At 73.8% G+C, this 22,062-nt stretch carries 17 protein-coding genes; 7 read left to right on the top strand and 10 right to left on the bottom strand.

Annotation, left to right across the window (positions count from 1 at the left end):
* Positions 1-59: 59 nt before the first annotated feature.
* From manA to PYR72_RS29280, 5 genes are all read right to left on the bottom strand, one after another.
* Positions 60-1,211 (bottom strand): mannose-6-phosphate isomerase, class I, encoded by a 1,152-nt coding sequence (gene manA / locus PYR72_RS29300; protein ID WP_275458064.1) that lies wholly within the window; start codon positions 1,209-1,211, stop codon positions 60-62.
* A 64-nt stretch (positions 1,212-1,275) separates the two neighbouring features.
* Entirely contained in the window at positions 1,276-2,403 is a 1,128-nt protein-coding gene (locus PYR72_RS29295) for an SIS domain-containing protein (RefSeq protein ID WP_275458063.1), read from the bottom strand.
* 108 nt (positions 2,404-2,511) lie between these two features.
* A complete protein-coding gene (locus PYR72_RS29290) occupies positions 2,512-2,682 on the bottom strand; it encodes a Trm112 family protein (protein ID WP_005485663.1) in 171 nt (56 codons plus the stop codon).
* 311 nt (positions 2,683-2,993) lie between these two features.
* Positions 2,994-4,358 carry a phosphomannomutase/phosphoglucomutase gene (locus tag PYR72_RS29285; RefSeq protein WP_275458062.1) on the bottom strand — a complete coding sequence of 455 codons (1,365 nt, stop codon included), beginning with the start codon at positions 4,356-4,358 and terminating at the stop codon, positions 2,994-2,996.
* 203 nt (positions 4,359-4,561) lie between these two features.
* Positions 4,562-4,984, bottom strand: coding sequence for a DUF3499 domain-containing protein (locus PYR72_RS29280; RefSeq protein WP_059079841.1), 423 nt, complete (start codon positions 4,982-4,984; stop codon positions 4,562-4,564).
* A 359-nt stretch (positions 4,985-5,343) separates the two neighbouring features.
* Between PYR72_RS29280 and PYR72_RS29275 the strand changes: the two genes are divergently transcribed.
* Entirely contained in the window at positions 5,344-5,799 is a 456-nt protein-coding gene (locus tag PYR72_RS29275) for a metallopeptidase family protein (protein ID WP_013003117.1), read from the top strand.
* 172 nt (positions 5,800-5,971) lie between these two features.
* Here PYR72_RS29275 and PYR72_RS29270 read toward each other — a convergent pair whose 3' ends face one another.
* The 3 genes from PYR72_RS29270 to PYR72_RS29260 form a co-directional block, all read right to left on the bottom strand.
* The gene (locus PYR72_RS29270) at positions 5,972-7,504 is read right to left on the bottom strand and encodes a DUF5719 family protein (protein ID WP_275458061.1); all 1,533 of its coding nucleotides are present in this window, start codon (positions 7,502-7,504) and stop codon (positions 5,972-5,974) included.
* Positions 7,501-11,133: a glycosyltransferase family 2 protein gene (locus PYR72_RS29265; RefSeq protein ID WP_275458060.1), complete on the bottom strand. Its 3,633-nt coding sequence runs from the start codon at positions 11,131-11,133 to the stop codon at positions 7,501-7,503. The genes PYR72_RS29270 and PYR72_RS29265 overlap by 4 nt, the downstream gene beginning before the upstream one ends.
* Before the next feature lie 203 nt (positions 11,134-11,336).
* Complete coding sequence (locus PYR72_RS29260; protein WP_003975777.1) at positions 11,337-11,600, bottom strand: WhiB family transcriptional regulator; 264 nt, start codon at positions 11,598-11,600, stop codon at positions 11,337-11,339.
* Positions 11,601-12,321: 721 nt separating this feature from the next.
* Here PYR72_RS29260 and PYR72_RS29255 point away from each other — a divergent pair.
* The 4 genes from PYR72_RS29255 to PYR72_RS29240 all read left to right on the top strand — a co-directional run bounded on the left by PYR72_RS29255 (position 12,322) and on the right by PYR72_RS29240 (position 16,363).
* Positions 12,322-12,819 (top strand): cysteine dioxygenase family protein, encoded by a 498-nt coding sequence (locus PYR72_RS29255; RefSeq protein WP_275458059.1) that lies wholly within the window; start codon positions 12,322-12,324, stop codon positions 12,817-12,819.
* 74 nt (positions 12,820-12,893) lie between these two features.
* Positions 12,894-13,907, top strand: coding sequence for a 2-phospho-L-lactate transferase (gene cofD, locus PYR72_RS29250; protein ID WP_275458058.1), 1,014 nt, complete (start codon positions 12,894-12,896; stop codon positions 13,905-13,907).
* 65 nt (positions 13,908-13,972) lie between these two features.
* Positions 13,973-15,277, top strand: a complete 1,305-nt coding sequence (locus PYR72_RS29245; RefSeq protein WP_275460554.1) for a coenzyme F420-0:L-glutamate ligase — start codon at positions 13,973-13,975, stop codon at positions 15,275-15,277.
* 84 nt (positions 15,278-15,361) lie between these two features.
* The gene (locus PYR72_RS29240; RefSeq protein WP_275458057.1) at positions 15,362-16,363 is read left to right on the top strand and encodes a DNA-3-methyladenine glycosylase 2 family protein; all 1,002 of its coding nucleotides are present in this window, start codon (positions 15,362-15,364) and stop codon (positions 16,361-16,363) included.
* A gap of 167 nt (positions 16,364-16,530) precedes the next feature.
* On the opposite strand, the gene PYR72_RS29235 is transcribed toward PYR72_RS29240, so the two are convergent.
* A complete protein-coding gene (locus tag PYR72_RS29235; protein WP_275458056.1) occupies positions 16,531-17,613 on the bottom strand; it encodes an NDP-sugar synthase in 1,083 nt (360 codons plus the stop codon).
* A gap of 188 nt (positions 17,614-17,801) precedes the next feature.
* Positions 17,802-19,250 (bottom strand): peptidoglycan recognition protein, encoded by a 1,449-nt coding sequence (locus PYR72_RS29230; protein ID WP_275460553.1) that lies wholly within the window; start codon positions 19,248-19,250, stop codon positions 17,802-17,804.
* A gap of 120 nt (positions 19,251-19,370) precedes the next feature.
* Here PYR72_RS29230 and PYR72_RS29225 point away from each other — a divergent pair, with 120 nt between their 5' ends.
* Together PYR72_RS29225 and PYR72_RS29220 are read left to right on the top strand one after the other, a co-directional pair.
* The gene (locus PYR72_RS29225; RefSeq protein ID WP_275458055.1) at positions 19,371-20,126 is read left to right on the top strand and encodes a TIGR03089 family protein; all 756 of its coding nucleotides are present in this window, start codon (positions 19,371-19,373) and stop codon (positions 20,124-20,126) included.
* A 585-nt stretch (positions 20,127-20,711) separates the two neighbouring features.
* Positions 20,712-21,905, top strand: a complete 1,194-nt coding sequence (locus PYR72_RS29220; RefSeq protein ID WP_275458054.1) for an LCP family protein — start codon at positions 20,712-20,714, stop codon at positions 21,903-21,905.
* Positions 21,906-22,062: the final 157 nt, after the last annotated feature.

Here is a 22,062-nt window from a genome sequence, read left to right as displayed (position 1 = left end):
CTTTGCCCGCCTTTTGCAGGGGGCATTGTTGCACCCCGCTGGCGGCGGTTCGGTGCCGCTCAGGCGATGACGGTGGCGCGGAACAGGGTGCCCGGTCCGGACACCTCGGCCCGCTCGTCCGCCGGTACGAAGACGGACTCGCCGGGGGCGAGCGTGTGTTCGCCGGCGCGGACCGAGCCGGCGGTGCAGAGGAGGATCTGCGGGGTGGCCCGGGTGAGGTCGTGCGGGGCTGTGGCCTCGGGCAGGACGTAGCGGGAGAGGCGGAACTCGTCGATGGGGGTCTCGTAGAGCTCTTCGCCGTCGGGGGCCGCTTCCGGGCGCAGCACGCCCGGGTCGGTCGCCTCGAAGCGGACGACGCGCAGGAGTTCGGGGACGTCGACGTGCTTGGGGGTCAGGCCGCAGCGCAGGACGTTGTCGGAGTTGGCCATGATCTCGACGCCGAGGCCGTTCAGATAGGCGTGCGGGATGCCGGCGCCGAGGAACAGGGCCTCGCCGGGCTGCAGGGTCACGTGGTTGAGGAGCATGGCGGCGAGGACGCCGGGGTCGCCCGGGTAGTGGTGGGCGATGTCGGCGTACGGGGCGTAGGCGCCGCCGAGGCGGGCGCAGGCGGCCGCGGCCTCGGTGACCGTGTGGGCCGTCTCCTCGGGGTCGGCGCCCAGGATCGCGGTCAACACCTCGCGCAGCGCGGCCTCTTCGGGCCGGGCGTGCAGCAGGTCGACGTACGGCTTGAGGGAGTCGACGTCGAGGCCGGCGAGCAGGTCGGCGGCCCGCAGCGGGTCGCGGAAGCCGCACAGGCCGTCGAACTCCGTGAGGGCGCAGATGAGTTCGGGCTTGTGGTTGGCGTCCTTGTAGTTGCGGTGGCCGGCGTCGATCGGGACGCCGCGCCGCTCCTCGTCCTCGTAGCCCTCCCTGGCCTGTGCGAGGTCGGGGTGGACCTGGAGGGAGAGGGGGGCGCCGGCGGCGAGGAGCTTGAGGAGGAAGGGGAGGCGGGGGCCGAATCTGGCGACCGTCCGGGACCCCAGCTCGCGTTCCGGGGCCGCGTCGATGACTTCGGTGAGGGGTCCGCGCCCGGTGCGGGAGGGGGCGCCGGGGTGGGCGCCCATCCACATCTCCGCCTGCGGCTCGCCGGTGGGCGCCACGCCGAGGAGCTGTGGGATGGCCGTGGTCGAACCCCAGGCGTAGGGGCGGACGGTGTTGTCGAGGCGGTCCATGCTGTGAGTTTCTCCGTACGTGGGGAGCCTGCGGGGCCCGGCCGCGGCCGGGCTGCGGCAAGGATCAGGCTCCGGAGGCGAGCGACAGGTAAACGGCGGTGAAATCCGTGATGGCGATCATCTCCGCGAGGGTCTCCAGGTCGCTGCCCTCCTCGGGTTCCAGCTCGCTGATCGCGGTGTCGTGGCCGAGGGCCAGCTCGCGGGCGGCCGGGACGGCGCTCAGCCCGCCGGTCGGGCGGTCGCGCAGCAGCACCACGCGTGCGTGCAGGACGGGTGCGTCCTCGACGCGGTCGCGGAAGAAGTCGTCGGGGTCGGCGCTGGCGGCCAGCGGGCCGGAGAGCAGCACCGCGTGGGAGGCGAGGGCCTCCGGGAGCTGGGCGGCGAGTGCCGGGCGGCCCGCCAGGTCGGCGAGCGCGGAGGCGAAGCGGCGGCCCACGGGTCCCGCCGCCTGGCCCTCGGTCCAGATGACCGGGAGCGAGTCGGCCAGTTCGGCGGCGAGTGTCTTGGCCGGGTTGCTATAGGTGGCGATGGCCGGGCCGCAGCGCTCGGCGACCTGGTCGAGGCGGTCGGCGGCCTTCTGCAGGGCGTCGGGCGGGGCGGTGACCACGCCGGTGCGGTCCAGCAGGGCGAGCATCGGCGTGAGCAGGGCCCACAGGACGCCGGGGGCGGCGGCGCCGAGCGGCACCTCCTGCTCGTACGGACCGGTGGCCATCGGGACGAAGAGTCCGTGGGCGCGTTCCACCGCCTCGGCGACGGGGGTGCGGGCCGGGGCCACGGCGACGACCGTGCTGCCTCGGCGGTACGCCTGGTCGACGAGGAGGGAGAGGCCGGGTTCGCTGCCGTCCGCGGTGGCGACCAGGAGGAGGTCGACCGGGCCTGCCCAGCCGGGCAGCTCCCAGCGCAGGGCGCCCGCGGCGGGGGCCACGCCGGTGGGGTGGAGACGGGTGAGGGGGCAGTTGGCCCCCGCGAGGGCGCCGAGCAGGTCGGCGACGCCCGCGGACGCCATGCCGGGGCCCGCGACGAGGAGGGCGCGGGGACGCCCGTCCGGTTTCAGCCCCGGGATGCCGGCCTCGGCACCGAGCCGGATGGCCGTACGGACCCGGGCTCCCGCCTCGGCGGCGCCGCGCAGCAGGTCGCGGCGGTCGGCCTCCGACAGGGCGTCGGGGGTGTCCAGCAACGATTCGTCCAGCATGGGCGGCAGCCTCCGATTCGCCGGGTGCCCTGGTACGCCGTGTCGCCTGTTCGCCGGGTTTCCCGGCTCGGGCCGATCACGCCTCGCGCGAGGGCCCGATCGCGCGGGTCACGCGGGGCGGCGGGCCTCGTCGACGAGGAGTACGGGGATGCCGTCCCGGATCGGGTAGGCGAGGCCGCAGTCCTGGCTCGTGCAGGTCAGCTCGGTGTCCTCCTCCGTGAGGGGGGCGTGGCACGCCGGGCAGGCGAGGATCTCCAGGAGGCCGGCTTCGAGCGGCATGTCGGGTCCCTTCGGGGGGCGGATTCGTGCGGTGTGCGGCCTGGTCAGGGTACCGCCGTGCGGGGGTCGGCGCCGGGGTTGGGGGCGGGTGCCGTTTCGCCCCCGCCGCCCCTACCCGTCCCATCCTCCAGGGGCTGCGCCCCTTCGACCCCCAGACGTCCGCCCGGTGGGGCTTCTCGCGCAGTTCCCCGCGCCCCTGAAAAGCAAGGGCTGCGCCCCTTTCACCCCAGACGTCCGCCCGTGCGGGCTGATCGCGCAATTCCCCGCGCCCCTGAAAAGCAGGGGCTGCGCGCCCCGTGCTTCTCCCAGGGTCACGCCCTGATGATCGCCAGGACCTCGTCCCTCACCTTTGCCATCGTCGGCTCGTCCTTCGCCTCCGCGTTCAGCCTGAGCAGCGGTTCCGTGTTGGAGGGGCGGACGTTGAACCACCAGTCGGCGGCCGAGACGGTGAGGCCGTCGAGGTCGTCCAGGGTGACGTCCGCCCGATCCGCGTAGGCGGAGCGGACCGCGGCCAGACGGTCCGCCTGGTCGGCGACGGTGGAGTTGATCTCGCCGGAGCCCGCGTAGCGGTCGTACCGGTCGACGAGGGCGGAGAGCGGGCCGTCCTGGCCGCCGAGGGCGGCGAGGACGTGCAGGGCGGCCAGCATGCCGGTGTCGGCGTTCCAGAAGTCGGCGAAGTAGTAGTGGGCGGAGTGCTCGCCGCCGAAGATCGCGCCGGTTCTGGCCATCTCGGCCTTGATGAAGGAGTGGCCGACGCGGGTGCGCACCGGCGTGCCGCCGTGCTCGCGCACCACCTCGGGGACGGACCGGGAGGTGATCAGGTTGTGGATGACCGTGCCCTTGCCGCCGTGCCGAGCGAGTTCCCGCGCGGCGACCAGGGCGGTGATCGCTGACGGCGGGACGGGGTTGCCCCGCTCGTCGACGACGAAGCAGCGGTCGGCGTCGCCGTCGAAGGCGATGCCGAGGTCGGCGCCCTCCTCGCGGACCCGCTGCTGGAGGTCGACGAGGTTCGCCGGGTCGAGGGGGTTGGCCTCGTGGTTGGGGAAGGTTCCGTCCAGCTCGAAGTAGAGCGGGACGAGGTCGAGGGGCAGTCCGGCGAAGACCGTGGGGACGGTGTGGCCGCCCATGCCGTTGCCGGCGTCGACGACGACCTTCAGCGGGCGGACGGAGGTCAGGTCGACGAGGCCGAGCAGGTGGGCCGCGTAGTCCTCCAGCGTGTCCCGCCTGGTGATCGTGCCCGGCGTGGCGGCCGGTGCCGGCGCGCCCGACTCGCTCCATTTCTCGGCCAGTTCACGGATCTCGGTGAGGCCGGTGTCCTGGCCGACGGGGGCGGCGCCCGCGCGGCACATCTTGATGCCGTTGTACCGGGCGGGGTTGTGGGAGGCCGTGAACATCGCGCCGGGCAGGTTCAGCGCGCCGGACGCGTAGTACAGCTGGTCGGTGGAGCAGAGGCCGATCTCGGTCACGTCCACGCCGAGCGCCGCCGCCCCGCGCGCGAAGGCACGCGACAGGCCGGGCGAGGAGGGGCGCATGTCGTGGCCGGTCACGATGGCGTCCGCGCCGGTCACCCGCGCGAAGGCCGCCCCGAAGAGTTCGGCCAGGGTCTCGTCCCACTGGTCCGGGACCACCCCGCGCACGTCGTACGCCTTCACGATCGTCGACAGATCAGCAGCCACGGGCACATCCTCCAGAAGTCCTCACCGGCCACCAAAGTACCCGGCGGCGCCGGCGGTGGACCGTGTGACCTCCTGGAACGCCCGGACTCACGGCCGGGCGGCGGGCGGGCCGGGACGGGAGGCGGGGACCGCGGCCACGCGAGGTGCGCGGGCGGGGGCTCAACGGCCTTGCTCAGGGCGCCTGTTGCCGGAGGAGCGGGTGCTCAGTTGTCCGGGGAGCGCAGGACCCGGAGGTGGCCGCGGCGGGCGACCTCCATCGGGTCCGCCGTGCGCGGACCGCCACCGGCCTCCGCCGCGCGCTGCTGCGGGCGGGCCGCCTCGCGCACGGCGTTGGCAAGGGCTTCCAGGTCGTCACCGCTGGGGCGTGCGGGCGCCGAGGCGTCCAGCAGCCGTACGACCTCCCAGCCGCGCGGCGCGGTGAGGCGCTCGGAGTGCTCGGCGCACAGGTCGTAGCAGTGGGGTTCGGCGTAGGTGGCGAGGGGGCCGAGGACCGCGGTCGAGTCGGCGTAGACGTACGTCAGCGTCGCGACGGCGGGGCGGCCGCAAGCGGTGCGCGAACAGCGACGTACAGGGCTCACGATGTTGGACGGTACCGCACTCTTGAGCGGGCCGCGACGACTCTCCACCAGGTCACTCCACCGTGTCGTGCTGTGAAACGCCCCACACTCCCCTCCGAACCCGGCGCGTTGACCTGCGAGTAACCCCTTGTCCGGGATGCCGAACGGCACGGAAACCGGCCAAGTCCATGTACATATCATGCTAATTGGGGCGAGTTCGTCGGTCTCGCAGAGGATCGGAATCGAGCCCAACCTTGGCTTGAATGGTCAACCTCTGACACGGCCGACCACCCTCCGGAGACCGTCCCGCGGCGAGCCGGTTGGACGTGCCGGGCCGGCCGTGCCAGGTCAGCGGCGGCGGACCGGCGGCGGCGCCGGGGGCGTGGAGCCCGGCGGGCGGGCCTGCCGGGGATTACGCTTCACAGGTGATGGACGACCTCGTACCGCCCCGCGCCGCCTTCGCACCCGGGCCCCGCCGCCGAGACCGGCACGGCCGGGGGATGCGCGGGCCCATCGCGCCGCCCCAGGTACCGCTCGCGGCGAGTCGCGCGGAGGTGTTCGCGGATCTGGTGCAGGACTCCGTGGAGCGGCTGGAACGGCGGTTGCCGCAACTGGCGGACATCGACTTCCTTGTGCTGGAGGTGCCTCGGCTCGACGGGCCCGGGGACGGGGCGTGGAACGACGAGGCCGTGCCGCTCGGGGGGACCGTCGCGGCGCGGGAGGGGCGGCCGGCCCGGGTCGTGATCTACCGGCGGCCTGTGGAGATCCGTACCAAGGGGCGCGACGAGCGGGCGGCGCTGGTGCACGAGGTCGTGGTGGAGCAGGTGGCGGAGCTGCTCGGGCTCAATCCGGAGAGTGTGGATCCTCGGTACGGGGAGGACTGACGCGGCGGGGGGTGGCCGAGTTTTTCGCCCCCGCCGCCCCTACCCGTCCCATCCCTCAAGGGGCTGCGCCCCTTCGACCCCCAGACGTCCGCCCGGTGGGGGCTGGTCGCGCAGTTCCCCGCGCCCCTGGAGAAGCGGGGCTGCGCCCCGGCTTCTCCAGGGGCCTCGGGAGTCATCTCTGCAGGATCGACAGGTCCTGGTGTGCCTTCGGGACCGCTACCGTTCCGCGGTCGTCCGGGAGGGTCTGGATGGTGAAGGCGGGGACGGAGTCGAGCTTGGACTCCAGGAGGCGGGAGGCGTAGACGGGGGCGCCTGACGTGGTTTCGACGGTGAGGGCGTAGGTGCCCTTCAGGCCGCTCGGGGCCGGCATGTCCACGTGCTGGGTGGTGCCCGCCTTGATCGTGAAGGTCTTGGTCGTGGCCTCGCCGCCGCCGCTGCCCGCGGACGCGGTGACCTTGACCTTGGCCGTGCCGGTCGGGGCGGTGAGGGCGAGGGTCGTGCCCTTGGCGCGGTTGTCGGCGACCGTGGCGCGCGCGCCGACGGGGCGGGTGGCCGGGATGAAGGCGGTCTCCCGGTTGTCGCCCTTGCCGCGGACCACCCGGAGGGCGGCCACCACCGGGATCGCCCGGCCCGTGGGGGCGAGGAAGAGGGAGCCCTCCTCGCCACGGGTGATGTCGCCCAGGTCGGCCGTGGCGGTCATGCCCGCCTTGATGTGCAGCGTCTCGTGGCCCGCCGGGGTGATCGGACCGTTCGGCGAGGCGAGGCGGAGCTTCAGGTCGGCGTCCGTGTCGCCGGGGGCGAAGGCCACGAGGGTCACGGACGTCGCGTCCTTCGGGATGCCGGGGAGGACGAGGCTGCCGGCCGGGTCGGCCGCGGCGGAGAGCCAGTCGCCGCCCAGCTTGTCGTCGAGGGCCTGGACGGAGGCGGCGACCCGGCCGCTGCGGACGCCGACGTGGACCGTGAGGTCGGCCTCCTTCGCCGCGGAGAGCGTGGAGAGCAGGACCGGCTCGGAGGCGCGCGGCTGGACCGTGATGCCGTCCCCCACCGTCGACTTCAGGACGCCGTCCTTCCCGTACAGCTCGATGTCGACGACGGCCGCCGAGTCGTCGGGGTTCACGAGGTGGACGTAGTCGGTGCGGCCCGCGGCCGTGCTCGCGCCCGGGAACCAGAACTCCGTGTCCGGGGCGGTGCAGTTGACGCCGAGCAGGCCGCGGCCGGTGCCCGCGGCGACCTCGGTGGTCTCCTGGACCGTCCAGCCGGGGGCGGACTTCCCCTCTGCCGTGCCGATCAGCGCGGGGGCGTCACCGCCGTCGGTGCTGCCGGTGACGGGTTTGCCGGGGCCCTTGGCCTCGATGACGGGCTTGACGCGCTTGCCCTTGCCGTCCTCTTCGTCCTTGCCGTCCTTGTTGTTCTTGCCGTCCTCGTCGCCCGTGTCCGTCGACTGCCCGCCCGCCGCGACGAGTTCGGCGCCGCCTTCGCCGCCGGTGTCCTTCGTGACGGGGGTGAAGGACGTGTACGCGGTCTCCGCCAGGTCCGAGGTGCTCGGCTGCGGGCAGAGCAGGCTCGTGCGCTGCACGGGCAGTTGGGCGGCCGCCTTCGCGGTGGTGTCACCGCCCGCCGTGTCGGGGGTGCTGATCACGGCGAAGCCGGTGACGGCGGCGAGGGCGGTCGCGCCGGCGATCAGGGACAGGGTCTGGCGGTTCACTGCTGGCTCCCGTCGCGGCGCTCGCTGTCGGCGCCGGTGCCGTGCGACGGGTCGTACGTCGCGTCGTAACCCTGGGTGTACGTCTGGTCGTACGAGGCCGTGGTGCCCCCGTAGGAGGCGTACGGGTCGTACTGGCCGCCCTGGTAGGGGTCGGCCTGGTAGTGCTGCTGGTCGTACGCGCCCGCCGGGTACTGCTGCTGGGCGCCCTGGTACTGCTGGTTGTACTGCCCGTATCCGGCGCCCGCGTCCGCGGGGGCCGCGTCCCACTCCCCGTACGCCTGCTGCTGCGGGACCGGTGCGGCGACCGGTACCTCCTGCGGGAGGTGCGGCAGCTCGGGGTCGGTGGGCTGTTCGGCCTCGGCCTCGGCCTGGGCGCGCAGGCGGCGGGCGCGGCGGCCGTCGCCGGTGACGTCCTGGGCGGGGACGGCGACGGGCTCGTCGGGGAGGTCGTCGTCGACGTCCCGGCGGCGGCCCGGCAGGGCGAGGACCACGAGGACGACGGCGAGCGCGCCCTGCGCCCACAGCCGGCCGGTGTGGGTGACGGGGGCGTCGAAGGTGACGTCCAGCCGGCCGCCCGCCTCGGGCAGTCGGAAGCCCTGGGCCCAGCCGTCGACCGTGGTCGGGGTGAGCGGCTTGCCGTCGAGGGTGGCGGTCCAGGACTCGTCGGCGGTGTCGGCGAGGCGCAGGACACGGCCCGACCCGCCGGCCGGGAGGGTGGTGTGCACCTCGACGGGTCCCGCGGCGACGGCCTTCGGGGCGCCGGAGCCGGTCTCGACGGTGACCCGGGAGACCTGGCGGTCCACCCGCCACAGGGCGCTGCCGTCCTGCTGGCTGAGGCGGCTCAGGCCGGGCGTGGCGTCCAGGACGCGGCTGACCTCGCGGGGGGAGCCGGGGCGGACGAGGACGTAGCGCACGGCGAAGCCGCCGAGTTCGTCGCTCTGGTCGGCGCCGGAGCCCGCGACGAGGTGGGCGACGACCTTGTCGAGCCGTTCGTCGTCCCCGGCGGCGGCCGTGAGTTCGGCGTCGCCGAGGCGGACGCCGGAGCCGCGGACCAGGGTGTAGCCGACCTCGGCGGTGGAGTCGCTGTCGAGGACCAGGGTGCGGGCCTGGTCGCGGGTGCCGCTCTCCTCGGCGACGAACGCGGGCACCTGGACGGGGTCGCGGCGCTCCAGGGGGCCGTCGGCGCCGCCGAGGACCCAGCCCGCGGCGGCCAGCAGCGGACCGACGGCGGCGGCCAGGGCGATGAGCACGGCGACCGGCTGCCGCCAGCCGAAGCTCTGCTCGGCCACCCGGTGGCGGGCCCCGTCGGCGCCGAGGGTGGCGGCGGCGAGGAGGGCGATGCCGTAGACGAGGGTCGAGGGGCCGGCCCAGGTGGAGCCGTTGGAGAGGACCGCGAGGACGAGGGCCACCAGGGCGGCGGTCCAGGCGGTCCGGATCGCCGGCTGACGCTCCGCGCGGAGCAGGGCGGCCAGCGCGGCGAGGACGACGCCGACGAGGGTGAGCCCGCCGACCGTGCCGGGCCCGCCGGGGCTGATGCCGATCAGGTCGGTCGCCGAGGCCGGGCTCCCGCCGTACTCCAGGCCGGCCTCCTCGAAGAAGCCGAACGGCAGCAGGGTCAGCGACCACGGGGCGAGCATCAGTATCGGGGTGCCGAGCTGGGCGACGAAGCGCGGGCCGTAGGCGGTGATCTCGCGGCGGCGTACGACGAGGACCCCGAGGCCGAGGAGCAGTGCGAGGGGCCACACGACGGGCGTGAACGCGGTGGTGATCGTCAGCAGCAGCGCGTACGCCCAGGTGGCGCGCCATGTGCCGCGCGCCCCGGTGCGGTGGGTGAGCCCGGCGGCCGCGGCGCCCGCGCGGGCGGCGAGCGGCAGCAGGACCGCGAGGACGGCGGTGCCGATGCGGCCGGTCGCGAGCGCGCCGGTGACGGCGGGCAGGAAGGCGTAGACGACGGCGGCCCAGGCCCGCAGCAGCCGGGACTCGACCAGGGAGCGGGAGGCGAAGTAGGCGGTGAAGCCGGCCAGGGGCACGGACGCCACCAGGAGCACGGTGACCGCCAGTCCGGCGGAGCCGAACAGGAGGGAGCCGAGCATGGCCACGATCGCCAGGTACGGCGGCGCGGCCTCGGATCCGCCCGTCCCGACCGGGTGCCAGCCGTCCAGGTAGCGCGACCAGAGCGCGGCGGAGTCGGCGGGGGCGGGCAGCAGGGTGCCGCCCGCGAGCGCGCCGCCGCCGAGCAGTTCACGGCAGGCGAGGAGCGAGGTGAGCAGCAGCAGGGCGAAGAGCACGGGCCCGGGTGCGCGTGCGACGCGCTTGAGCCGGGCGAACCGCTCGACCTGGAGGAACTCGGCGTCGTCGTCCCCGGCACCCGACTCGACGGCGCCGCCGTGCCGTCCGGCCTGGGGGGTCTCGGTGTCGGAGCTGCCGAACAGGTCGCCGGCGACCTGTTCGACGGTGGCCCGGACGGTCGCGCCCGGGGGCGGGAACAGCGGGCGCAGCTCGCCCTTGTCCAGCTGCGAGCGGCCTCGTGCGCGGCGCCCGGCGATGATCCGTTCGGGCCGCAGCAGCGTGCTCAGCAGACCGCGGATCTCGTCGACGGCCTGTCCGGGGACCTTGCCGACGAGGTACGCGACGGTCCTGATCAGTGTGCCGAGGACGGTACGCAGCAGCACCCAGGGGAGCTGTGCGGTACGGGAGTTGACGAGGAGGGTGTAGACCGCGCCCGCCTTGTCGACCATGTGCGGGGAGGCGGCGCTGCGGCCCACGCAGTCGACGGTGCGGCGCTCGCGCGAGGCGGCCTCGGCGTGCCGTACGACGGCTTCGGGGGCGACGAGGACGCGGTGTCCGGCGGTGGTCGCGCGCCAGCACAGGTCGATGTCGTCCCGCATGAGGGGCAGGCGGCGGTCGAAGCCGCCCAGTTCCTCGAAGACGTCACGGCGGATCAGCATGCCGGCGGTGGACACGGCGAGGCTGGGCTTCACGTGGTCGTGCTGGCCCTGGTCCTGCTCGCGGCGGTCCAGGCCGGTCCAGCGGCGGCCGGAGGCGGCGATGGTGACGCCGACCTCCAGCAGTTGACGGCGGTCGTACCAGCCGCGCAGCTTGGGGCCGACGACGGCGACGTCGTCGCGGCCCAGCTCGCGTTCGTTCTCCACGGCCCGCAGCAGCTCGGCGAGGGCGTCGGGCTCGGGGGCGCAGTCGTCGTGCAGCAGCCACAGCCACTGGACCGGTTCTCCGTGCGGGAGTTCCGGCATGTCGTACGCGTCGTCGCGCCAGGTGCGGGTCACCGGGTCCCAGCCGCTGGGGCGTCTGAGGTACGCCAGGTCGTCCTCGGTGAGGACGCCCGCGGTGCGGTTGGCCTCCTCGACGGCCTGGCCGAAACCGGTCCGCCGGGCGAGGTGCAGGACGCGGTCCGCGCCGAGGGCGTCGGAGAGGAGCCGGGCGGAGTCGTCCGCGCTGCCGGTGTCGGCCGCCATGGCGCTCTGCACGGGGCGCTCCTGGCCGAGCAGTCCGGCGAGCGCGTCGGGCAGCCAGCGGGCGCCGTCGTGCGCGACGAGGACCGCGGTCACCACATGGCGTGGGAACTCAGGAGCGGCGTCCTGGTGAACTGAGGTGTGGCTGTGCACGGACATCGAGGTACGGGCCCCGGTTCGATGGACTGCGGTGGACGTCTGTGTCCGGCGGGGACAGCGGGACGTCTCGGACGAGGGCCCACACTAACGGCTGAGCAGCACGGCGGCCCGCCGCCTGTGGACAACCCACGCGCGACGGGCCGTACATGTTCGGTTGTCTCTGTTCGACTGCGCCCGGGACGGGTCGGGTGTTCCGGGACGGGTCAGACGGCCGCCTTCTTCAGACGCCGGCGCTCGCGCTCCGACAGGCCGCCCCAGATACCGAACCGCTCGTCGTTGGCGAGGGCGTACTCGAGGCACTCGGAGCGGACCTCGCAGGCGAGACAGACCTTCTTGGCCTCGCGGGTCGAGCCGCCCTTCTCGGGGAAGAAGGACTCGGGATCGGTCTGGGCGCACAGCGCGCGCTCCTGCCAGCCGAGTTCTTCGTCCGCGTCGTCGACCAGCAGTTGCTGCACGAGCTCGGTCATGTGCGCCCCTCGTCCGTCTTTCGCGTCCCCGTCGTGCGGCCGTTACCGATTTCGGCTGAACGACACGAGTGAAATTACAAGTGTGCTGCTACGGGCGAGTCAAGCCGAGATCTGCTATTGAGCCCCTTATTCACTCTGCGGAACCAAGGCTATGCGGAAAGTGTTCAAATCGGCATAAACCCTGACAGCAGCCTGACGGCAGGCGGGAGTTCCGGTGGGGGTTCTCCCTCCCTTACGGGAGAAGACGACCAGGAGTTCGATCTCGTTCCGACTCGTCGGAGTCGGCCCGCTCCGGACGCGCCCACGGCCCGCCACGCGCGCGTGCCGACGGCTTGCCCGGATGGACGCCATGTCTCCCCGAGACCCGGGGCACAAACCTTTCGCCGCGCGGATGCACCGAAAGAGGTGAACCGGCATCCACATACCGGACGGGAAGTTGACAGCGGAGGTGTGAGCCGCTGTGCTTGTGGGCATGCTCGCGAACTTGGCACTCACCTCGACCCGCTCCGCCGGGTCCCTCGGTGCTGCTCGCTGTAGCTGTCGCTGTTGCTGTCCCAGCTGTTGAGCCCGACGCGCTCCGGCTGCCACTGAGCCCCTCCCGGCTCGGCCGCCCTCCCCTCTTCGCCCGGACGACCGGGCATCCACCCCGTCCGCGACCCACGCGGACGGCCGGTGACACCCCGCCCTCCCCCACGCACTCCGTCGAGGACCTCCCCACTTCATGAACAGCGACAGCGACCTCCAGATCGCCGGCGACCTTCTCGAAGTACCGCACCTCCTCCAGGCGCCGCGCCAACACCCGGTCACCGTGGCCGAGTTCGCCGGACTGGCCCGTTCCCTCGCCGACGACCGCTCCCGGTGGGAGCACCTCGTCGAGTACGACGCGACCACGCGCTGGTACCACCGGCTGCTGACCGGCCCCGGGTACGAGGTGTGGCTGTTGTCGTGGGTGCCGGGGCAGGGCACCGGGCTGCACGACCACGGGGGCTCCTCCGGCGTACTCACGGTGCTCGACGGCACGCTGACCGAGCGCACCGAGCGGGGCACGCGCGTGCTCGGCGCGGGCGCGCAGCGCGTGTTCGCGCCGGGTTACGCGCACGAGGTCGTCAACGACGCGCTGGAGCCGGCCGTCAGTCTGCACGTCTACTACCCGGGGCTGACCGAGATGCCGATGCACGCGAAGGCCTGCACGGCGCAGGCACCGGCGGTCACGGCCTGACCGGGGACCGCCGGAAACCGGCCGTGGTCCCGGGCGGGCGGCCCGGTGTCGGTCCCGCCTGCGAGACTGCTTCCATGCGCATTGTGGTTCTGGCAGGCGGCATCGGTGGTGCCCGGTTCCTGCGCGGTCTGAAGCGGGCCGCGCCGGACGCGGACATCACGGTCGTCGGCAACACGGGGGACGACATCCACCTCTTCGGGCTGAAGGTCTGCCCGGACCTGGACACGGTGATGTACACGCTCGGCGGCGGCATCAACGAGGAGCAGGGCTGGGGACGGGCCGACGAGACCTTCCACCTGAAGGAGGAGCTCGCGGCGTACGGCGCCGGGCCCGAGTGGTTCGGGCTGGGGGACCGGGACTTCGCCACGCACATCGTGCGGACGCAGATGATCAGTGCCGGGTATCCGCTGAGCGCGGTCACCGAGGCGCTGTGCGACCGGTGGAAGCCGGGTGTGCGGCTCATCCCGATGACCGACGACCGTGTCGAGACCCATGTCGCCGTCACGATGCCCGACAGCGGCTCGGACACGGGCTCGGGGTCCGCCTCGGGGCCCGCCTCGGGGCCCGGCGAGCGCAGGGCGATCCACTTCCAGGAGTACTGGGTGCGGCTGCGGGCCTCCGTGGCGGCCGAGGCGATCGTGCCGGTCGGCGCCGAGCAGGCGAAGCCGGCGCCCGGGGTGCTGGAGGCCCTGGCCGCGGCGGACGTGATCCTCTTCCCGCCGTCCAACCCCGTCGTCTCCATCGGCACGATCCTCGCCGTGCCCGGCATCCGGGAGGCGATCGCCGAGGCCGGGGTGCCGGTCGTGGGCCTCTCCCCCATCGTCGGTGACGCCCCCGTGCGCGGTATGGCGGACAAGGTCCTGGCCGCCGTCGGCGTGGAGTCCACCGCCGCGGCCGTCGCCGAGCACTACGGCTCGGGGCTGCTCGACGGCTGGCTCGTCGACACCGTGGACGCGGGCGTCGTCGAGCGCGTGGAGAGCGCCGGGATCCGGTGCCGGGCCGTGCCGCTGATGATGACCGACCTGGACGCGACGGCGGCGATGGCCCGCGAGGCGCTGGCACTGGCGGAGGAGGTGCGGGGCGCGTGAACACGGAGAGCGGGAACGCGGAGAGCGGGAACGCGGAGATCGGGAACGCGGAGAGCGGGAGAGACGTGACGCCCGGCGCCGGGTACCGGGTCTGGGCCCTGGAGGGCATCCCCGAGGTGCGCGAGGGGGACGACCTGGCCAAGCTGATCGTCGCGGCCGCGCCGGAGCTGGCCGACGGGGACGTGCTGCTCGTCACCTCGAAGATCGTGTCCAAGGCCGAGGGGCGGGTCGTCGAGGCGGCCGACCGGGAGGCCGCGATCGACGCCGAGACCGTGCGGGTGGTGGCGCGGCGCGGAACGCTGCGGATCGTGGAGAACCGGCAGGGTCTGGTGATGGCCGCCGCCGGGGTCGACGCCTCCAACACGCCGTCCGGGACCGTGCTGTTGCTGCCCGAGGACCCCGACGCCTCGGCGCGGGCCGTCAGGGACGGTGTCAGGGACGCGCTCGGCGTCGAGGTCGGGGTGGTCGTCACCGACACGTTCGGGCGGCCCTGGCGCAGCGGGCTGACGGATGTCGCCATCGGCGCGGCCGGTGTGCGGGTCCTCGACGACCTGCGCGGCGGTACCGACGCGTACGGCAACCCGCTCAGCGCCACCGTCGTCGCGACCGCCGACGAACTGGCCGCAGCCGGCGACCTGGTGAAGGGCAAGGCCGCCGGGCGGCCCGTCGCCGTCGTGCGGGGGCTCGGGCACGTGGTGGCCGAGGACGACGGCGAGGGCACGCGGGGCCTGGTCCGGGGGGCGCGGGACGACATGTTCCGGCTCGGCACCTCCGAGGCCGTACGGCTGGCGGTGACGCAGCGGCGGACCGTCCGGGCGTTCACGGACGATCCCGTCGATCCCGGGGCGGTACGGCGGGCCGTCGCCGCGGCGGTGACCGCGCCGGCGCCGCACCACACGACTCCGTGGCGGTTCGTGCTGCTGGAGTCCGAGGAGTCCCGGGTGCGGCTGCTCGACGCCATGCGGGACGCGTGGATCGCGGATCTGCGGCGGGACGGCAAGAGCGAGGAGTCCATCGCGAAGCGGGTGCGGCGCGGGGACGTCCTGCGCAACGCGCCGTACCTGGTGGTGCCCTGTCTGGTGATGGACGGGTCGCACGTCTACGGGGACGCGCGGCGGGACGCGGCCGAGCGGGAGATGTTCGTGGTCGCGACCGGCGCCGGGGTGCAGAACCTCCTCGTCGCGCTGGCCGGGGAACGGCTGGGTTCGGCGTGGGTCTCGTCGACGATGTTCTGCCGGGACGTCGTACGGGACGTGCTGGGGCTGCCGCAGGACTGGGACCCCATGGGTGCGGTCGCCGTGGGACACGCGGCGGGGGAGCCTCCGGCGCGGGCCGGGCGGGACGCGGGGGCGTTCATCGAGGTCCGGTGAGCCGAGCGGGCTCCGGAAGTCGCCGGGCGCCCTAGGCTCGTAGGACGCGCATCTCTGTTCAGGACCTTCTCCTAGGACCTTCTCTTGGCCGGACGTTTCCCCCAGCGGCCCACCCGTACGACGGTGCGGGGCGGGCATGTCGTCGTGCCCGGCGGGGTGCCCCGGCAGGCCGTGGCGGCGGGGAAGCGGCGGACCTGGGTGCCGGAAGGACCGCTCGATCCGGGGCTCGTGCTGGGGCCGCTGCGGCGGGGGCCGCACGATCCCACCTTCCGGGCCGTGCCGGACGGGTCCGTGTGGCGGGCCAGCCGGACACCGGTGGGACCCGGGACCCTGCGGGTGGCCCTGCGGGGCGGTGTCGTCGAGGCGGAGGCGTGGGGGCCCGGGGCCGAGTGGCTGCTCGACGGGATGCCGTCGCTGCTCGGGGCCTCGGACGAGCCGGACGCGTTCGTGCCCCGGCATCGGGTCGTGGCGATGGCCTGGCGGCGGCGGCCGGGGCTGCGGCTGACGCGGACCGGGCTGGTGCTGGAGTCGTTGATCCCGTCGGTGCTGGAGCAGAAGGTCACGACGGACGAGGCGTACCGGGCGTGGCGGCTGCTCGTACGCAAGTTCGGGGAGCCGGCGCCGGGGCCCGTGCCGCCGGGGATGTTCGTGATGCCCTCGGTGCGGGAGTGGGCGCTGATCCCGTCCTGGGAGTGGCATCGGGCCGGGGTCGACGACAAGCGGGCGTCGACGATCCTGCGCGCGGTGCGGGTGGCCGGGCGGCTGGAGGAGGCCGTGGGGATGGCGCCGGAGGACGCGCGAGCGCGGTGGGAGCGGGTGCCGGGGATCGGGCCGTGGACCTCGGCGGAGACCGTGCAGCGCAGTCACGGGGCGGCGGACGCGGTGACCACGGGGGATCTGCATCTGCCGGGGATCGTGGGGTTCGTGCTGGCCGGGGACCGGGACGCGGACGACTCGGTGATGCTGTCGTTGCTGGAGCCGTATGCGGGGCAGCGGCATCGGGCGGCTCGGTTGATCCTGCTGTCGGGGCGCGGGCCGGCCCGGCGGGCGCCGCGGATGCCGCGGGGGGACATCGGGCGCCTGTAGTGGGGCACCCGCGGCCCCGGTGGGGCTTCTCGCGCAGTTCCCCGCGCCCCTGAAAGCCCAGGCCCTGCGGGCCTGAAAAGCTCGGGGCGCAGCCCCTGCTTTTCAGGGGCGCGGGGAACTGCGCGACCAGCCCCCACGCACCCGCACCCGACAACAACACCCGGCACTCACTGGTCCGACGAGAAGCGGAGCGCCCCCGTGGGGATCTGGGCGTCGCACCAGACCCGGACCCCCGTGCGGAGTTCGTTGTCGGCGCCGACGACCGCGCCGTCGCCGATGACCGCGCCGGTGAGGACGGAGCGTTCGCCGATGCGGGCACGGGCGCCTATGAGGGAGTCGGTGATCACCGCGCCGGGTTCGACGACCGCGCCGGCCAGGACCGTGCTGCCGTAGACCCGGGCGCCCTCACCGACGAACGCGCCCTCGCCCACCACCGTGCCCCCGGTCAGCTTGGCGTCGCCCGCGACCCGGGCGGTGGGCAGCACCAGGCGGTCGCCGCAGCGGCCGGGGACGGCGGGGGACGGGGCGCGGCCGAGGACCAGGTCGGCGGAGCCCCGGACGAAGGCCGCGGGGGTGCCGAGGTCCAGCCAGTACGTGGAGTCGACCATGCCCTGCAGATGCGCTCCCGCCGCCAGCAGGTCCGGGAACGTCTCCCGCTCCACCGAGACCGGGCGGCCCGCCGGGATCGTGTCGATGACCGAGCGGCGGAAGACGTACGCCCCCGCGTTGATCTGGTCGGTGACGATCTCCTCGGGGGTCTGGGGCTTTTCGAGGAAGGCGAGCACCCTGCCCGTGGCGTCGGTGGGGACGAGGCCGTAGGCGCGCGGGTCGGTCACCTGGGTCAGGTGGAGGGAGACGTCCGCGCCGGTCGTCCCGTGGGTGGTGACCAGGCGGCGGATGTCCAGGCCGGTGAGGATGTCGCCGTTGAAGACGAGGACGGGGTCCTCGGGGCCGGAGTGCAGGTGCGAGGCGGCGTTGCGGATCGCGCCGCCCGTGCCCAGCGGCTCCTCCTCGGTGACGTATTCGAGGTGGAGGCCGAGGGCGGAGCCGTCGCCGAAGTGGGGTTCGAAGACCTCGGCGAGGTAGGAGGTGGCGAGGACTATGTGGTCGACACCCGCGGCTCTGGCTCTCGCCAACTGGTGGGTGAGGAAGGGGACTCCGGCCGCCGGGACCATGGGCTTCGGAGTGTGCACCGTGAGCGGACGCAGCCGGGTGCCTCTGCCGCCGACCAGGAGGATCGCTTCTGTCACCTGTCGTCTCTGCTTCCTGCCGGGACCGGCCGAACTGTCATTCGACCGGCCAGTGTATGCAGACCGTTCCACGGCGCCTTCGCGGCCGTGCGCCGGGCCGTCGGCGGGCGGCGGGGCGCGCAGGCGACGGAGTCGCGTCGAGGGCGCGACGAGCGCGCCCTCGGGTCCCCCGTGCTCCTGTGGCCGCGCTACCGGCCCTGATAGCGGGCGGCCTCCGTGCGGGCCGTACCGAGCTTTCCGTAGAGGCGCCCCCCGGGGCACTCGGTCGCGAACCCGTCCCGGTGACCGGAGATCACATGCAGTTGTACCTTCTTGCCCTTTGCGTAGAGATTGCCACCACCCGACGTGAGGTAGGTCTTGCCCTTGGGGTTCGCACCGTAAAGACCGAGTTTCCAGGCGGTTAGTTGCGCGATTCCCTTGACCGCCACCGCGGGCGGCTTGGTGGTGCCGTAGCTGCCGAGGACCGCGACGCCCATGCTGTTCGTGTTGAAGCCGAGGGTGTGCGCGCCCATGACGGGCTTCGCGACGCCACCCGCGCGCCCTTCGTAGATGTTTCCGCACTTGTCGACGAGGAAGTTGTAGCCGATGTCCCGCCAGCCGCTGCTCACGACGTGGTAGCGGTAGATACTGCGGATGACCGAAGGGGCTTGCGCGCACTTGTAGTTGTTGCCGGAGGCCGTGTGGTGCACGAAGGCCGCGCTGACCCGGGTGGTGTAGCGGAAGTCGCGCTCGCGCAGCTTCTCGTCCGCGCCCCAGCCGGCGCGCGTGATGATGCGGGGGCGCGGGCCGATGTACGGCTTCACCCCGGGCGCCACGTTGGCCAGCCGCTCCTCCGTCTCCTTGCGCGTCAGCGCCGGGATGGCGGTGGCGCCGAGCGGAGCGAGGTCGGCGTTGACGGCGGAGGCGGCGGCCGACTCGGCGGTCAGGGCGCCCAGCCGCGGCGCGTCGGCGGGGGTGCCGACGGGCGGGGGGTCGGCCGCGTGCACGGCGTTCGGGCCCGCGGCGCCCTCCAGGGTGCCGGTGCCCGGGTCGACCAGTTCCAGGCGTAGGCCGTCCGGGAGCATCTGGACGCCCGGCGCGGTCGTACGGCCCTGGGTCTCGGCGCGTACGCGCACCTCGACGCCGTCGGAGTCGCCGACCCACAGCGGGGCGGTGGAGCCGCGGACCCGGCCCGAGGCGCGCTCGGCGGTGTCGGGGTCGGCGGCGTGCTCGTGGTTGTGCGTCTCCACGTCCTGCCAGCCGGACCAGCGGGCGGTGCCCTTGGCGCGGGTGCGGACCTGGACGCGGCCCTGGAGTTCGGTGTCCGGGTTGTCCCAGACGACACCGACCAGGGAGAAGGACCGTACGTCCCGCTTGCCGAGGCCCTGTTCGGCGGCGGCCGGGCCGAGGTTCCGGTCCGTGCCGAGGGGGAGGAGGGGGAGGGACTGGGTGCTGCCGGACGCGGGCGCGAGCGCGAGCGGGGCGGTCGGGGCCGGGGTACGCGCCGGGTGCAGGGCCGCCGTGGAGGACGAGTCCGTCGGGGTCGCCGCGGAGGCCGTCGCCGGGAGTGCCGCCGGGAGGGCGAGTGCCGCCGCGCAGGTGACGCCGATCGAGGACGCGAGGAATCGTGATCTACGCATGCGTCCGATCCTGGACATAGTCATACATATCTGTCCATCGCGGAATTGACGGACCGTCGGCTGCGCTGCGCCGAACCGGTGGCGATTCCGGTCCGCCCGGGGCCGCGGGCGGACCGGTCCCCGCGTAGGCTTGCACGGGTGAACGCCACCGACCGCACCCCTGCCGACCTGCTGCGATCCGCGCTGGCCGCGGATCCCGCACGCCCTCTGGTGACCTTCTACGACGACGCCACGGGCGAGCGGGTCGAATTGTCCGTGGCCACCTTCGCCAATTGGGTGGCCAAGACCGCGAATCTCCTCCAGGGCGAACTGTCGGCGGAGCCGGGTGACCGGGTCGCGCTGCTGCTGCCGGCGCACTGGCAGACGGCGGTGTGGCTGCTGGCGTGTTCGTCGGTGGGGGTCGTCGCCGAGATCGGCGGGGACCCGGGGGCGGCCGACGTCGTGGTGAGCGGGCCGGACACGCTGGACGCGGCCCGCGCGTGCTCCGGGGAGCGGATCGCGCTCGCGCTGCGGCCGCTCGGGGGGCGGTTCCCGCAGGTTCCGGCCGGGTTCGCCGACTACGCGGTAGAGGTGCCCTCGCAGGGGGACCGGTTCGTGGCGTACGCGCCCGTGGATCCCGAGGAGGCGGCGCTGGTCGTGGCCGGGCGGGAGTTCAGCGGGGCCGAGGTCGTGGAGCGGGCGCGGGCGGAGGCGGGGGGTCTCGGGCTGACCGGGCCCGGGTCACGGCTGCTGTCGGGGCTGGGGTACGACACGTGGGAGGGGCTCTCGGCGGGGCTGTACGGGCCGCTCGCGAGCGGCGGGTCCGTGGTGCTGTGCCGGCATCTCGGGGAGCTGGGTGAGGACGCGCTCGCCAAGCGGGTGGAGAGTGAGCGGGTCACGGCCACCACGCGGTGACGCTCCGCTGCGGGGGCTGGGGGAGTGGCTCTTGGTGAGGTGGCTCTCGGGGGTGGCGTGACGCGGTGACGCCGTGGGGGGTGCGGTGGTCGGGCGGGTGCGGGCCCGGTGGGGCTTCTCGCGCAGTTCCCCGCGCCCCTTTCGGGCGCGGCTGCTGCTCGGGCTCCTCGGGCAGCGCGGCCCTTGCCTTCGCTCAGGCCGACCCTCCCCACGCGGGTGCGGGCCCGGTGGGGCTTCTCGCGCAGTTCCCCGCGCCCCTTTCGGGGCACCGGTCGCCCGGGCAGCGCACGGAACAGCCCGGCCCTCCGCCGGCGGCTGCGGGTGGTGGTGGGTTGCTCGCGCAGTTCCCCGCGCCCCTTTCGGGCGCGGCTGCTGCTCGGGCTCCTCGGGCAGCGCGGTCCTTGCCTTCGTTCAGGCCGGCCCTCCCCAAGCGGGTGCGGGCCCGGTGGGGCTTCTCGCGCAGTTCCCCGCGCCCCTTTCGGGGCACCGGTCGGCCGTTGCTCAGGCCGTCGGGCAGTCCGCCCCTCCCCCCATTCGGAGCAGCACCGGCCGCCTCCGGGGCCCCCTCGCGCCATCGTCGTAGGTGTGGACGACGTCGGAGGAAGGGCGGTGGGGCTGGGGCCCGGTGCGGGCGGGTCGCCCACCGGGGCCGGGCCCCGGCGTCGGCGGCGGCGGTGGGTGCGCTGGGTGGCGGGCGGGGTGGGACTGCTGGTCGTCGGGGCCGTGGGCGTGGGGTGGGTGGCGTACCGGAAGCTGGACGGGAACATCACGTCGGACCGGACGGCGGCGGACGAGCTGGCGCGGTTCGAGAAGGAGCGGCCGACGGCGCTCGTGCGGGGCGCGCAGAACATCCTCGTGATCGGGTCGGACTCGCGGGCGGGGAACGGGAACGGCGAGTACGGGCGCGATTCCGGGACCGAGCGGTCGGACACCACGATCCTGCTGCATCTGGCGGCCGACCGGCGCAGCGCGACCGCGGTGTCGCTGCCGCGGGACCTGATGGTGGACGTGCCGAGCTGCCGGCGGGCGGACGGCCGCCGCTCCGCACCGGCGTTCACCATGTTCAACCGCGCCTTCCAGGTGGGCGGTTCGGCCTGCACCGTCCGGACGGTCGAGCGGATGACCGACATCCGGATCGACCATCACATCGTCGTGGACTTCCAGGGCTTCAAGGAGATGGTCGACGCCGTCGACGGGGTCGAGGTGTGCCTCGCCGCACCCATTCACGACAAAGAGGCCGATCTGCGGCTGCCCGCGGGCCGGGTGAAACTCACCGGGGAACAGGCGCTCGGGTACGTACGGGCCCGTAAGTCGCTCGGGAACGGCAGCGACACGGAACGGATGGACCGCCAGCAGCGATTCCTCGGGGCGCTGGCCGCGAAGGTGCGCGGCAATGACGTCCTGCTGAATCCGGTGAAGCTCTATCCGGTCCTGGACGCCGCCACCTCGTCGCTCACCACGGACCCGGGACTGGCGAGTCTGCGCGGGCTCTACGACCTTGTGCGCGGTCTGCGCAAGATTCCCATGGAAAAGGTGCAATTCCTGACCGTTCCCAGGAAGTCGTATGCGTACGACGTCAATCGTGATGAGCTCGTCGAACCGGCGGCACGGAGACTTTTCGCACGGCTGCGCGCCGACGAACCCCTGGCGATCGCCCGGGAACTGCCCGGCGGGAAGCGGGAAGCGCGCACGGAACGGCTTTCCGGAAGCCCGTCCGGGACACCCGATCCGGTGCCGACTTTCCGCGGGAGCACGGCCGCACAGAAGGACTGCGCGTGACCCGGAAGCGGTTCCTCAGGTAAAGCGCGCGTCAACACCAGGAACAAATGCTCTAGGAAATGGGCAGATTGCCCAGGTGTAGGGACGTGCAATTTGTCACCGCCGTCGCTTGACGCCTGATCGTGCGGCTAGTGTGAGCGATCCGGTGCGTCGGTCC

It is taken from the genome of Streptomyces sp. VNUA24 (genome assembly GCF_029167005.1).
Lineage (GTDB): Bacteria > Actinomycetota > Actinomycetes > Streptomycetales > Streptomycetaceae > Streptomyces > Streptomyces scabiei.
This window is presented reverse-complemented; position numbering and strand designations above follow the sequence as displayed.